The 13,336-nt window shown below is 71.2% G+C and carries 10 protein-coding genes and 1 pseudogene; 3 read left to right on the top strand and 8 right to left on the bottom strand.

All coding sequences use genetic code 11. The features are described 5' to 3' along the window. Window positions 1-218 precede the first annotated feature (218 nt). Entirely contained in the window at window positions 219-1,385 is a 1,167-nt protein-coding gene (locus F4553_RS06485) for a glycosyltransferase family 4 protein (RefSeq protein ID WP_184833482.1), read from the top strand. Continuing rightward, window positions 1,382-2,575, top strand: coding sequence for a glycosyltransferase (locus F4553_RS06480; RefSeq protein ID WP_312875119.1), 1,194 nt, complete (start codon window positions 1,382-1,384; stop codon window positions 2,573-2,575). The genes F4553_RS06485 and F4553_RS06480 overlap by 4 nt, the downstream gene beginning before the upstream one ends. A 279-nt stretch (window positions 2,576-2,854) precedes the next feature. Here the strand turns inward: F4553_RS06480 and F4553_RS40710 are convergent. From F4553_RS40710 to F4553_RS06440, 8 genes and pseudogenes are all read right to left on the bottom strand, one after another. Continuing rightward, window positions 2,855-3,565: pseudogene (locus tag F4553_RS40710) on the bottom strand (glycosyltransferase family 87 protein); the annotation flags it as partial. Window positions 3,566-3,699: 134 nt separating this feature from the next. Further along, a complete protein-coding gene (gene mptB, locus F4553_RS06470; protein WP_221469799.1) occupies window positions 3,700-5,184 on the bottom strand; it encodes a polyprenol phosphomannose-dependent alpha 1,6 mannosyltransferase MptB in 1,485 nt (494 codons plus the stop codon). Window positions 5,185-5,326: 142 nt separating this feature from the next. After that, the gene (locus F4553_RS06465) at window positions 5,327-6,568 is read right to left on the bottom strand and encodes a phytase (protein ID WP_184833480.1); all 1,242 of its coding nucleotides are present in this window, start codon (window positions 6,566-6,568) and stop codon (window positions 5,327-5,329) included. Window positions 6,569-6,666: 98 nt separating this feature from the next. Next, window positions 6,667-7,986 (bottom strand): toxic anion resistance protein, encoded by a 1,320-nt coding sequence (locus tag F4553_RS06460; protein ID WP_184833478.1) that lies wholly within the window; start codon window positions 7,984-7,986, stop codon window positions 6,667-6,669. Between the two features lie 12 nt (window positions 7,987-7,998). Next, window positions 7,999-9,147, bottom strand: coding sequence for a substrate-binding domain-containing protein (locus F4553_RS06455; protein ID WP_221469798.1), 1,149 nt, complete (start codon window positions 9,145-9,147; stop codon window positions 7,999-8,001). Between the two features lie 2 nt (window positions 9,148-9,149). Next, window positions 9,150-9,752 carry a hypothetical protein gene (locus F4553_RS06450; RefSeq protein ID WP_184833476.1) on the bottom strand — a complete coding sequence of 201 codons (603 nt, stop codon included), beginning with the start codon at window positions 9,750-9,752 and terminating at the stop codon, window positions 9,150-9,152. Between the two features lie 12 nt (window positions 9,753-9,764). Then, the gene (locus F4553_RS06445; RefSeq protein ID WP_184833474.1) at window positions 9,765-11,375 is read right to left on the bottom strand and encodes a vWA domain-containing protein; all 1,611 of its coding nucleotides are present in this window, start codon (window positions 11,373-11,375) and stop codon (window positions 9,765-9,767) included. Between the two features lie 149 nt (window positions 11,376-11,524). Then, window positions 11,525-12,124: a helix-turn-helix domain-containing protein gene (locus tag F4553_RS06440; RefSeq protein ID WP_184833472.1), complete on the bottom strand. Its 600-nt coding sequence runs from the start codon at window positions 12,122-12,124 to the stop codon at window positions 11,525-11,527. Between the two features lie 79 nt (window positions 12,125-12,203). Here F4553_RS06440 and F4553_RS06435 point away from each other — a divergent pair, with 79 nt between their 5' ends. After that, a complete protein-coding gene (locus tag F4553_RS06435) occupies window positions 12,204-13,223 on the top strand; it encodes an NAD(P)/FAD-dependent oxidoreductase (protein ID WP_184833470.1) in 1,020 nt (339 codons plus the stop codon). Window positions 13,224-13,336 lie beyond the last annotated feature (113 nt).

The raw sequence follows: 13,336 nt of genomic DNA, 5'->3' as shown, positions 1-13,336 counted from the left end.
CCTTCACCATCGATCCGTCGGCGATAGCGACGAGGGTAGGCAGCGCAGGCGGCGGCGAACCCCGCGAACGGTGAACGGATCGTGGCGCCGGGATGTCGATCGATACGGTTCTCGGCTTCGGTGCGAGGGCGCACGCGCCTCGCGCTGTTCTGTCGGGTGTCGCCTGCCGTCCGCCCAATGGCCCTGATGTGTACGACCGGCGGTCCTACCGTCTGCCCATGCGGGTCGCGATCATCACGGAGTCGTTCGCTCCCGATGTCAACGGGGTGGCGAACTCGGTAGCCCGGGTCACCGAGCACCTGGTCGACCACGGCCATGAGCCGATGGTGATCGCGCCGAGGCCCATGCGCCTCGCGCAGGCCGGCCCGTCACCCTTCCCGGTGGTACGCCTGCCGTCGCTGCCGCTGCCCGGCTATGCCAGCGTGCGGCTCACCCCGCCGAGCCGCCGGATCGAGGACGCGCTGCGCGACTTCCAGCCGGATGTCGTGCACCTCGCGAGCCCGTTCGTGCTCGGCCGCTGGGGTGCTCGGGCCGCGTCGCGGCTGGGCCTGCCGATCGTCGCCGTCTACCAGACCGACGTGCCCGGCTATGCCCGCGCCTACCGGGCGGCACCGGCCGAGGCGATGGCCTGGCGGTGGATCAGCCGCCTGCACGCCCAGGCGACGATCACCCTCGCGCCGTCGTCGGCGACCGCCGCGCAGCTCACCGAGCACGGGGTCGGCCAGGTCCACCGGTGGGGGCGGGGCGTCGACACCGCACGGTTCCACCCCCGCCACCGCAGCGCCGACCTGCGCGCGTCGCTCGCCCCGCCCGGCCACCTCATCGTCGGGTACGTGGGCAGGCTGGCCCGGGAGAAGCAGGTCGAGCTCCTCGCCGGTGCCGCCGCCCTGCCCGGTGTGACCGTGGTCGTCATCGGCGACGGACCGATGCGCCGTGCCGTCCGGCGGGCGATGCCCGAAGCCGTCCTGCTCGGCACCCGGCACGGTGCCGAGCTGTCCCGGCTCTACGCCAGCTTCGACGTCTTCGCCCACACGGGTCCACATGAGACGTTCTGCCAGACGATCCAGGAGGCGCTCGCCAGCGGCGTACCGGTGGTGGCTCCCGGCGCGGGCGGCCCGATCGACCTGATCGCGCAGGAGCGGACCGGCCTGCTCGTCGCGCCCGGCGACCCGGCGGCGATGACGGCGGCGGTGGCCCGGCTGCTGCACGATCCGGGGCTGCGCGAACGCCTCGGCGGTGCCGCCCGGGCCTCGGTCGTCGACCGCACCTGGTCGGCGCTGGGCGACGAGCTGATCGAGTACTACCGCCAGGCGGTGCACGCGCCCGGCGCCGTCCCGGTCGTGGTGCCGAGCGCCATCCCCGCCCGGCTGCGAGTCACCGCGTGAGACCGCTGCGGATCGTCCGGCTCGCCAACTTCGTCACGCCGAGCTCGGGCGGCCTGCGGACCGCGCTGCGGGAGCTCGGCCGGGGCTACCTCGACGCCGGGCACCACCCGGTCCTCGTCACACCGGGGCCCGCGCACTCCGACTCCTCGACCGAGCAGGGCCGGGTCATCACGCTGCCCGGTCCGCTCGTCCCCGGCCTCGGCGGCTACCGCGTGCTGCTGCGGCGCAGGCCGCTGACGAGGCTGCTCGCCGAGCTCCGCCCCGACGTCATCGAGGTCTCCGACCGCAGCACGCTGCGGTGGACCGGCCGCTGGGCAGCACGTCACGGTGTCGCCTCGGTGATGGTGTCGCACGAGAGCCTCGACGGGCTCCTCGCCGTCGCGGGCCTGCCCACCGGGCCGCGGACGCGGGTGGCCGACCGGCTCAACCGGGCCACCGCACGCCGCTACGACACCGTGGTCTGCACGACCCGGTGGGCGGCGGCGGAGTTCGACCGGGTGGGGGCGGGCAACGTACGCCAGGTGCCGCTCGGGGTGGACCTCACCGCGTTCCATCCGGGACTGCGGTCGGCGACCACCCGGGCGGCCTACGCCGAGCCAGGCGAGGTCCTGATCGTCTGCTGCACCCGGCTGTCGGTGGAGAAGCGTCCACAGCGTGCCCTGACGACGCTGCGGGGGCTGCTCGCCGCCGGAGTGCCCGCCCGCCTCGTCATCGCCGGTGACGGCCCGCTGCGAGCGAACCTGACCGCTGCGGCAGCCGACCTGCCGGTCACCTTCACCGGCTGGATCAGCGACCGGCCCACCCTCGCCGGGCTGCTCGCCAGCGCCGACGCCGCCATCGCGCCGGGGCCGATCGAAACCTTCGGCCTCGCCGCGCTGGAGTGCCTCGCCACCGGTACCCCCGTCGTGGCGAGCGCGGACAGCGCGCTACCGGGAGTGCTCGGGGCGGCGGGGCTCGGCGCCGTGGGTGACGACTTCACGCCTGCTCTCCGTGAGCTGCTGGCCCGGCCGGAGCGGGACCGGCGAACCGCCGCCCGCAGCCGGGCGGAGCAGTTCGGCTGGCAGGCCGCCGCCGACGGGTTCCTCGCCGTTTTCGAGGAGCTCGTGTTCGGCCCGCCCGCCTTGCCCGGCGAGGCGCTGGACTTCGGCTCGATGAAGTGCAGCGTCATCGCCTGCACCGTGCACCGGTAGGACGAGGAGCAGCGCCAGCCCGACCCAGACATAGGTGTTGGAGCCGACGAATCCGATGAACCCGGCGTAGTTGTTGGCGAAGAGCCAGACGACGCTGCTGCACATCAGGGCGTAGCCGACGACGGCGGCGGCGGACCGGCGGGTCCACGGGGTGCGGGTGCGCTCGACGAACAGCATCAGCGCGGGCAGGCACCAGACGAGGTGGTGCACCCAGGTGATCGGGCTGATGAGGCAGGCGGCGAGCCCGGTCAGCGCGAAACCGGCCCGCTGATCGCCGATGGCGGCCGCGCGCCGGACCCGGGCCGCCCAGACGACGAGGACCGCGAGGACCGCGGCGAGCCACACCAGGCGGTCGTGGCCCGGCAGGTGCAGCCGCGCCACGACTCCCTGCAGGGACTGGTTGGAGACGTAGGCGAGGTTGCCGACCCGCGAGGTCTGCCACAGCGCCTCGGTGAAGAAGGTATGGGTCGCCGCCGGTGCCACCAGGGCAGCGAGCCCGGTCGCGGCGAGGCTGACAGCGGCCGCCACCAGACCCGCGCGCCGTTGCCGGGCCACCAACAGGTAGACGATGAACAGCGCCGGGGTGAGCTTGATCGCGGCGGCGAGTCCGATGCAGATGCCGGCGTAGCGGGCGTAGCGGGAGGTGAGCAGGCGCAGGTCGGCGCAGACCAGGGCGAGCAGCACCAGGTTGACCTGGCCGAAGCTGACGGTGTCGCGGGCGGGCTCGAAGACGGCGAGCAGGCAGGCGCCGAGGCCGAAGGCCTCCCAGGCCGGCCGCCCGGCTCGCCGGAGCACCGGCACGAAGAGCCACCGGACCAGCAGCGCACCGGCGACGGCGTTGGCGATGATGCTCGCCACGACGGCGGGGTGCCACCGCAGCAGCGCCAGCGGCGACAGGCACAGCGCGGCGAAGGGCGGGTAGGTGAACCCGTACTCCGTCCCGGGTCGGAGGTATTCGTAGAGGTCGCCGCCGTGGACCCACCAGGTCACGGCGCCGTGGTAGACACCCACGTCGAACCAGCCCCGGTGCCCGGGGATCACCGCGAGCACCACGCCGATCACGGTCGCGAGCGCGGCGAGCCGGACCGCCCTGACAGCGGTCGACGGCGAACCCGTCCGCCCGGTCACCGCAGCACCGCCGGTGTCACGTTTTGCAGCAAAGCGTGGTTGTTATCGCGCGCGAAGCCACGCTTTGCTGCAAAACGTGACAGGGGTGCTGCTGCCGCGAACAGGGCGGTGGCGAGGGCGACGCCACCCGCCGCGAGCCGGAGCTGGGTGCCGTCAGGCCCGAACCCGCTGGGCAGCACCAGCAGGGCCAGCCCGGCGCTGATCCCGGCGCACCACCAGCGCAGGACCGGGTGGGCGGAGGCTGCGGCGACGATCACCACTCCCCACAGGGCGTACCAGGGGCGGGTCACGGGGCCGAGGAGCGCGAACGCGCCGAGCCCGAGCCCGATGGCGAGAACGGGGCCGAGCCAGTGCCGCAGCAGCCACAGTGCCGCGATGCTGACGACGAAGAGTGCGAGGAAGAGCCACCGGGTGGCCGGGATCGCCGACGCGGCGTAGGCGGAGCCGGTGGCGGTCAGGACGTTGCGGGCGAGCCTGCCGACCGCGCTGCTCAACGACCAGCTCTGCGCCGAGACCGGCGAGCCGAGCAGGCCGATCCAACCGAATCCGGTGCCGACGAGCGCGGTGACGCCGAGCGTGGTGGTGGCGACCACCGCCGCCGTGCGCAGGGCTGTCCAGGCCTGCTCGCCCCGGGTGGGGAGCTTGCGCCACAGCCACACGCAGACCAGGAGCCCGGCGAGGGCAGGCACCTTCACCAGGCCCGCCCCGGTGATCAGGGCCGGGGCGAGGACCGGATGGCCGCCGCGCAGCGCCAGGGTCAGGCCGGCGACGAGCAGGCCGAGCATGACGGCGTCGTTGTGCGCGCCGCCGACCAGGTGCAGCAGGGCGAGCGGGTTGAGCACGGCGAGCCACACCGCGCCGACCGGGCTGACCCCGCAGTGCCGGGCGAGCTCGGGCAGGAACCGCAGCAGCAGCCCGACGCCGAGCAGCGCGACCAGTCGCATGCCGAGGACGCCGAGCATGACCTGCTTGCCGGTGACGGCGGCGACGATGACGGAGAGCCCGATCGCGAGCGGGCCGTAGGGCGGCGGCGAGTGCAGCCACATGGCGGGTACCTCGGCCGCGAGCGGCCCGCCGAGCCCGGCGACCCCGGCGGTGTAGACGTCGGCCCCGGCGAGGACCGTGGCGCCCTGGGCGAGGTAGCTGTAGACGTCCCGGCTGAACATGGCCGGACCGGCCAGCAGCGGCGCCGCCCACCAGCCGAAGGTGACGACGGTCCCGTGCAGGGTCACCCGGGCACCGGCGGCGAGGTCCCGGCCCAGCCGGATCCACGCACCGAGCAGCAGGATCACTCCGAAGTAGACGGCGACGAGACCGGCATCCGGGTGGCGCAGCAGCGCGATCGCCGATCCGGGCGTCGCGGCCGGGACGGCACCGGCGGACCAGGAGCCGATGACGACGATCAGCGAACCGAGAAAGCCCAGTTCACGCTGGTGGAGTAGCCGGTGGCCCACGGTGGCGGCGAAGGAGCGGATGGGCACGGGGGCACCATGCCAGCGAGGAGTGACGCGCGGACGACCGGGCGACCACCGGACGGTGCACGGCGGATGGCCACCGCCGGTCAAGGACACCACCTGCCGGGTACGCGGTACGACGGCACCGCGTACCCGGCAGGCTCGTCGGTCAGCGGCGCAGGAAGCCCGCGTCGAGGAACTTGACGTTCGTGGCGGTCCGGTCGGAGTCGGGTGTCTCGTGCCCGTCCTGGACCACCAGCAGACCGCCGGGGAAGCCGGGCAGCGGCGTCGAGACCACGGCGGCACCGTCGCACTCCTGCGAGCCGTCCACGGCACCGTCGACGACGGCGAACTGCGTCAGCTTCCGGTTGGTGAGCCGGTCGTAGGTGTAGAACGTGTCGTCGCCCTGCGAGGAGACGATCAGCGTGCCGGTGAGCAGCCCGGTCCGGTAGATCGTGACGCCCTCCACATCGGCGGCGATGCGCCCGCCGTAGCCCGGGTCGGCGGCCCAGTCGAGATCGCACTCCTCGGTCTCCGGGTCGTAGGTGGCGGGGACGCCGAATTCGCGTACCCGCTCGACCTGCGACGGCCACAGGCCGAAGCGGCCCGCGACGACCTGGACGCGCCACAGGGCCACGTCCTCCTGCGCGGCGTAGAGGGTGCCCAGCACCGGGTCGACGGTCATGCCCTCGACCTGCGGGCCCTCGCCCGGCTCCAGACACGGTGTCCAGGTGGTGCCATTGGGCAGCCGGAAGGAGGCCGGCAGGGTCAGCGAGTCGGTACGCCGGTAGGTGACCTTGCCGTCGACCGCGATCAGCCGGAACATCCCCAATTCCGGGGTGTGCCGGCGGCTCGCCACGGCGTACCAGTCGTCGCCGGTCCTGTAGGTCGCGAGCCCGTATGCGGTGGCCTGCTCGTTGACCTCCGCCTGCGTCCGGTTGAACGCGAACGGCGCGCTCGCCGCGGTGACGTCGGTCAGGGTGCCGTCGTCGATGCGGTAGAACCGCAGCTTGTCGCGGCCCCGGTCGGTCACGACGGCGAGGTCGACGGTCCGCCCGGCGAGCCGGAAGCCGCTGACGAGGTCGACGTTGTTGAAGCGGCCGGACTCGTCGTCGGGGCCCGGCGCGGCGGGGGTCGCGAAGTGCTGCGTCTGGTGTCCACGCAGGTCGTAGACGTAGAGCCCGCCGTTCTTGGCGGTGACGATGACGCGGGTCCGAGCCGGGTCGGTCGGGTGGATCCAGATCGCCGGGTCGTCGACGTCGGCGTCCCCGCCGGCCTCGTCGTCGTAGAGCGCCGGGGTCTCCAGGACGGCGGTGACCCGGGCGGGTCCGGTCGGAGCGGTCGCGGATGCGGGCGCGGCGGCCAGCAGCAGCGGTGCGACCAGCACCACGGGAAGAAGTGTTCTGCGCATGGGCCGCACCGTAGAAGGCGCAGGGCAATAACCGACGAATTGCCGTGGGCGCCAGGGTGAACAGGCCCGCCCCGGGTCGGGGCGGGCCTGTCGGGGACCTAGCGGACGGGGACCATCTGCGGCGCCTGCTCCAGCACCGACGCCGGCAGGGCGGGCGCGGCCGGGAGCTCCATCCGCTGCTGGGCCTTGCTGACGAGCTCCACCACGGTCCGGCTGAGCCGCTGCGAGGACTGCGACATCGACTCCTGCGCGGTGACGATCGCGTTGACGACCTCGGCGCGGCGCTGCTCGCCGTAGCGCACGGCGTCCTCGATGCCCTTGGCCTGGGCGTCGATCGACGCGGCGACCTCCATGATCGTCTCCGGCCGGATGGTCGGGGTCTGGATCATGCGGGCGATGCCGGGGACTGCCTGGCCTGCGGCGCTGGCGTAGGCAGAGAGCACCTCGTTGGCGCCGTCGGCGACCGCCTCCTGCATCTTCGCCGCCTGGTCGGCCTGGAGCAGCAGTCCCCACTGGGCGATGGTGAGCTTCATCGTCGGGATGGTGAGGCTGGTCAGCAGCGCCAACCGCTGGCCGAGGCCGTAGTTGAGGGTGCGGATGTTGCGCACCTGCGGCGACGTGGACCAGGCGATGAAGAGCCGCTGCTGGTATTCGTTGATCCGCACCTCGATCGCCTGGATGAACTCGGTGACCCGGGCGAGGTGCTCCTCCTTGTCCCGCTTGTCCACATCGGCGGGGTTGATCACCGTGGCGCGGGCTTCGGCGACGGCGAGGTCGCGGATCAGCTCCATCACCGAGATCGCGCCGATGAGCTGCCCGATCGCCGCCTCGTTGGCCTTGTAGAGCTCGTCGCAGAGCACCACGTTGCGCTTGAGCTGCTGCTGCTTGTCGGCGAGCGTCCCGGCGATCCGGTCGAGCTGCTGCTCGACGGTCCGCGCCTCCTCGAAGAGCATCTCGACCATGTCGCGGCCCTTGGCGAAGATGCCCTTCACCGCGTCCATGAACTTGTCGAACGTCTCGCGTACCTTCGGGTCCTTCGGGTCGTACTTGTGGCGGAAGGTACGCATCCGGTCGTTGATCTCGTGCATGATCGCGGTCAGCTCGGGGATCTTGACCGGGCCGACCTCCCGGAAGATCCGGGTGACCTGCGTGTTGACCTGCTCGATCGCACCGGCGCCGAATCCGGCGAGCTGGTCGGTGTTGTTGAGCATCGTCGGGTAGAGCTGCTTGGCCAGCGCCGAGGCCTGCTCCCGCTGGGCCGGGGTGAGCAGGTCCGCGCAGACGAGCTGCTTGGCGCCGCCGGTGCCGGTCTCCAGCGCCGCCTTGGTGAGCGCCGTGTCGACGGCGCCCTGCGGCGGCTCGGCCGGGCCGCCGGTGATGGCCGAGAAGTCGATCTGCAACTCGTTCGATTGCGTCATGGTTTTGCCCTTCTAGCAGGTCTTGGCATCCTTGACGCAGCTCAGCAGCATCAAGGTCACGTCGGCGTTCGGCGGGGTGGTGGTGCGGAACTGGTCGGCGAGCGGCAGATCGGGGAAGTCGGTCACGTTGTTGAAGCCGATCTGCGTACCGGACCGGAAGCCGTAGGTCTTCCACGCGATCGTCTGGATCTCGGTGTCCTTCATCGCGTCGATGAACCGTCCGGCGGCGGGGGAGAGCGCCAGCAGCGGGTGGTCGCTGTAGATCGTCGGCTCCGGGTAGAGGACCCGGACGTTCTTCAGCAGCGCCGCACTGTTGCCGCCCGCCGCGATCACCTGCTGGATGAACTGGTTCTCATAACCGGCGTAGAGCGGCGCGTGGAACTCGCCGCCCTGGGTGAGCCACTGCCGGAAGCCCGCGTCGGAGCTGCGCGCCTGCAACCCCTGCGCGTCGTAGAGGGCGCGCAGCGTCTTGAGCGCCGTGCGGGCCTGCTCGGCGCTGGGCGCGGAGAACACGTCGGCGGTGGCGATGATGTTGAGCTGGAGCTGGGCCAGGGTGAAGCCGCTGTTGGACTTCGCCGCATCGGTGCTCGCGATCGCGATCGGCCCGCGCAGGTCACCGGCCTGAATGGACTCCCAGGTCCGCTTCTTGAGGACGTAGTCCAGCAGCAGGTTCTTGACGTTGACGATGTAGTAGCGCTTGTCGCGCTGCTCCACCAGACCGGCCTTGACCAGGGCATCCGTGCCCTTCGGCCCGGCGTAGACCACCTCCGGCGACTGGAGCAGGTTCTCCGCCCGGTAGTCGCCGAAGGCGCCGCTGTGCGACTTCTCGAAGACGCTCTGGGCGCTCGCGCTCGACGGCCACAGGCAGTCGGTCTTGCGGGCACGCAGTTCATCCGTGCTGAGCTGCACCTGGTCATAGGAGCCGAGCGGCTGGAAGGTCACCGTCAGGCCGTACCTGTCGTGCAGGATGCTCTTGACCTTGGGGTCTGCCATCAGCTCGGTCTTCTCGGACCCGCCGATGCACGTGATCGTCGCGGGCTCCGAGTTCGGGGAACCGGTCGCCTCCTCGGCGCCGCTGCGGCTGACCACATAGGCGACACCGATGCACGCGACCAGCACCAGGACCAGGCCGATCAGGAACCGGGGACTCGGCAGTCGCATGGTTACTCCTTCTCCAGTTGCGGAAGTTTGGGCGGGGCGACGGTCTCCAGATTCGCCCTGTACTGCGCGATCTCGCCCTGGCCGACGAGCTGCACGCTGTCGAAGGCGAACTCGCTGAACCGCAGGAAGGCGAGCTCGCCGCTCGCCTGCAGCGCCGCCGGGTTCTTATAGAAGTCCGGTGCGCGCTGGATCTCCAGATACTGCGTGAGCACGCCGTGCAGGCTGCTCAGATGTGCGCCGAGCTGGCTGGCGCTGGAGAAGAGCCCGTTGGGTGAGTTGGCCTTCACCCGGTTGAGCAGCTCCGGCACGAGCCGGCAGGCGCTCTCCAGCGACCCGCGGGCCGACGGCGAGCGCACGTCCTTGGCGAGCCGGCCGATCTCCTTGACCAGCTTGAGCACCTCCTCGGTCTTGCGCTGCGCGTCCTCGGCGTAGGTGTCGTCGGCGACCTCCACCTGGGACCGATCGTCGATCATGAGGTAGACGCCGAGCGCGGCGACGATCGCCACGAGGGGAGACCAGAGCAGCGAGCCGCTGATCAGGAAGATCCCGGTGAAGGCCGCCACGGCCGCGACGAGCGCGACCGGGGCGGCGAGCTTGCCTCTCATCTGCTGGGCCCTCTACTTGTAACCGGCGGCCTGGCGCAGCGCCGCGACGAGGTCGTTCTGCTGCACGAACGCTCCGCCGGTGGCGGTCGCGACCTCCTGCAGCTGCCGCGGGTCGGCGTCAGAGCCAAAAGCGATGGCGATGACGGGTACGCCGAGAGCGCCCAACGCCGCCACCGCCGCGTCGTGATCCCGGCTCTCGGACTGCCCGTCGCTCATGACGATGACGAGGCGCTTGCGTTTGGCCGAGTCCTCCTTGCCGAGCTCTTCGGCGGCGCGCAGCAGGCAGGCGTACATGTTGGTGCCGCCCGTGACCTTGTAGCCGTTGATCTTCTCGACGAGGCCGTGCAGGTCGCCCGCGCCGTCGCCGGTCACCTGCCACGGGCTGCCCGCGGTGACGGCGCTGTTGAAGACCGTGACCGTCGTGCGGTCCTCGGGGTGGGTGAGCAGCAGGTTCAGCGCCGCCTGGTCCTGGTCGAAGATCTGGTGCGCCGCGTCCCGTACGCCGGTCCAGCCGTTGTTGCCGCCCATCGAGCCGCTGCCGTCGAGGCAGTAGTAGGCGGCGACCGGCTTGCGGTAGCGGGTCTGGTAGCGGTTGAGCGCTGCCGTGATCACCGCCGAGGACGGGAACTGGATGCCCTGCTCGCGCAGGTTGGCCTGGATGCCCCACGCCGGGTTGAAGACCGCGGTGTCCGGGTTGTCGAGGGTGAGGCCGATGCTGGTGGCCGGGCGGCGGCCGAGTTTGAGCAGCTTCGCCTGGGCGTCCGGCGAGGTCAGCAGGTAGTTCTGCAGCTCGTTGAGTGCCTTGCGCTTGCCCTCGTCGGAGGCGTTGCCGTGCGGCAGGAAGCCGAGCGGCGCGTCGCTGATCGCCAGCGAGCCGCGCGGGTAGACGGTGTAGAGCGGCTCCCGGCCTGCCTTGATGAGCTCCTGGTTCTTCTCGATGACCAGGTCCTCGTAGGTGAACAGGGTCTTGCAGCGGTCCGGGTGGTCGAGGCACTCCTTCATCAGCGTGCCGGTCGACGGCGGGGTCGAGGAGATGGCCCGGGTGAAGCGCGTGATGCCCGCATCGACTGCGGCCGACTCCAGTTGCTGCTGGGTGAGGGCCTGGCCGGGGCCGTTGCCCGCGAAGTAGTTGAGGAATCCGAACAGGACGGTCGCGCCGGAGTTGGACTGGGTCGGGTTCGTCGCCCAGACCGTGGTCCTGCCGGACTCGACCGCCGTGAGGATGTCGCCGATCGCCACGTCTGTCTTGCCGACGAAGCCCAGCTTGCGCATCTCGCTCTGCCAGCCTGCGAAAACGACGGGAGTGAGGAACATCGGCTTGACGTCCTGCAGCCTGCTGCCGGTGTCGCCGACCTGTTGGAAGACGGAGCTGGCGAACCAGTAGGCGTCGAAGTCGGCGTTGCCCGCGGCGAGCAGCCGGGCCTGATCCACCGAGCCCTTGAGGGTGAAGGTGCACTTGTACCTGTGCTCCGTACACCAACTGTTCACCACGGTGTTGAGCACTGTTTCCTGTTCCGACCCCGCGATGATGCTCAGCGAGGTCGGGCTCGGGTCGTACTTCGCCGTCCCGCCGGGGCCGGCGTTCGGGCCCTCATCGTCGTCGGTGCATGCGGCGAGAAGCATCACCGCAGCCAGGAGCGTACCTATGAGTGCACGGCGGGCACGGCGCCGGCGGCCTCGGAGTTCCCCGATTCGGTTCGTCACGGCTCCTGGGTAACAGAAGCGATCAACCTTCGGAAATCGACGGAAGTGAGTCTATTATCGGGCTTTCGTCAGTCTTCGACCGGTTCCTTGGTCTTGGGGCGGGCCCGCAGATGGGCGCGCTCGCCCTGGGTGCCGAAGAGGCTGAGGAACTCGACCGGCTCCGCGTCGGCGGCCCCGAACCAGTGCGGCACCCTGGTGTCGAACTCGGCCGCCTCGCCGGGGGAGAGGGTGAGGTCCTGCTCGCCGAGGACCACCCGCAGCCGCCCGTTGAGGATGTAGACCCACTCGTAGCCCTCATGGGTCTTCAGGTTGGGCACCCTCCGGTTGCTGGTGGAGGGAATGACGATCTTGTATGCCTGGATGCCACCGGCGCGCCGGGTCAGCGGCAGCATCGTCATGCCGTGGGAGGTGATCGGGCGCAGGTGGATGCGGGGATCGCCGGTGGGCGGCGCGCCGACGAGATCGTCGAGGGTGACGCCGTGCGCCTTGGCCAGCGGGAGCAGCAGTTCGAGGTTGGGTCGCCGGTCGCCGGACTCCAGCCGGGACAGGGTGCTGACCGAGATCCCCGTCGTCGCCGACAGTTCGGCGAGTGTCGTGTCCCGCTGCTGGCGCAGCGCGCGGAGTCTCGGTCCGACCGCCGTCAATGCCTGGTCGAGATCTTTGTCCATGCCTCCAGTTTGCCAGATCGGCAACGAGATTTGCAGATCTTGTGGGCAGGCTCGCATGGTGGTCGTGGAGGTGGTCACGGTGACCGAGCAATTGAGGGACGGCTATGACGTGGTGGTGGTCGGCGGTGGCGCGGCCGGGCTGAGCGGTGCGCTGACGCTCGCCCGGGCCCGGCGGTCGGTCGTCGTGATCGACGCGGGCAGCCCGCGCAACGCGCCGGCGGCCGGCGTACACGGGCTGCTCGGCCGGGAGGGCATCTCCCCCGGCGAGCTGCTGGAACGGGGCCGCGCGGAGGCTCGCGGCTACGGCGCTTCGGTCGTCTCCGGCGCCGTCGTCGCCGTGACCCGCGACGACGACGGGTTCGCTGTGGCACTCGCCGACGGCCGGGCCGTCCGGGCGCGCCGGATCCTGGTGGCGACCGGGCTCGTCGACGAGCTGCCCGATCTTCCAGGGCTGCGGGAGCAGTGGGGCCGGGGCGTCGTGCACTGCCCCTACTGCCACGGCTGGGAGATCCGCGACCAGGCGATCGGAGTGCTGGCCGTAGGGCCGAACTCGATGCACCAGGCGTTGATGTTCCGGCAGTGGAGCGACGACATCACGTACTTCACCCACACCATGCCGCCCCCTTCCGGTGCGGACGCCGAGAAGCTGGCGGCGCGCGGCATCCGGGTGGTGACCGGCGCGGTCGTCTCGCTGGAGATCATTGATGATCGCCTGGTCGGGCTGCGGATGAGCGACGGCCGGGTGGTCGGGCGCGAGGCGCTCGCGGTGGGGGCACCGATGGTGGCACGGGCCGGATTCCTGGCGGCGCTCGGCCTGTCGGCGGTGCCGCACCCGTCGGGGATGGGGGAGTTCGTGCCCGCCGACCCGACCGGCCGCACCGAGGTGCCCGGGGTGTGGATCGCGGGCAACGTCGGCGACATGACCGCGCAGGTCGGGGCTGCCGCTGCGGCGGGAGTCCTGGCGGCGGCGCAGATCAACGCCGACCTCATCATCGAGGAGACGGATCAGGCGGTCGCGGCGTACCGGGAACCGTTCTCCGCCGAGTCCGAAGCCCAGGTCTGTGAGCGAGTCCTCGGCGACCGCCGCCACGGCATGTGATCGCCGCCCGGTCAGCTCCGGATCGCGCCGATACAGGTCTGCCTGCGCGCCGTCGAGGAGACCGATATCGCGCAAGATCGTGCTGTTTCACGGAAGTAACCCCTACCTGGGCA

The organism is Allocatelliglobosispora scoriae, from assembly GCF_014204945.1.
GTDB classification, from domain to species: Bacteria; Actinomycetota; Actinomycetes; order Mycobacteriales; family Micromonosporaceae; genus Allocatelliglobosispora; species Allocatelliglobosispora scoriae.
Note: the sequence above shows the minus strand (reverse complement) of the source record. Positions and strands in the feature narration are given on the sequence as shown.

Coding starts and splice junctions, on each gene's coding strand:
- F4553_RS06440 (WP_184833472.1), bottom strand. CDS start 12,124: ATGGACAAAGATCTCGACCAGGCATTGACGGCGGTCGGACCGAGACTC.
- F4553_RS06455 (WP_221469798.1), bottom strand. CDS start 9,147: ATGCGACTGCCGAGTCCCCGGTTCCTGATCGGCCTGGTCCTGGTGCTG.
- F4553_RS06485 (WP_184833482.1), top strand. CDS start 219: ATGCGGGTCGCGATCATCACGGAGTCGTTCGCTCCCGATGTCAACGGG.
- F4553_RS06460 (WP_184833478.1), bottom strand. CDS start 7,986: ATGACGCAATCGAACGAGTTGCAGATCGACTTCTCGGCCATCACCGGC.
- F4553_RS06465 (WP_184833480.1), bottom strand. CDS start 6,568: ATGCGCAGAACACTTCTTCCCGTGGTGCTGGTCGCACCGCTGCTGCTG.
- F4553_RS06445 (WP_184833474.1), bottom strand. CDS start 11,375: ATGCTTCTCGCCGCATGCACCGACGACGATGAGGGCCCGAACGCCGGC.
- F4553_RS06450 (WP_184833476.1), bottom strand. CDS start 9,752: ATGAGAGGCAAGCTCGCCGCCCCGGTCGCGCTCGTCGCGGCCGTGGCG.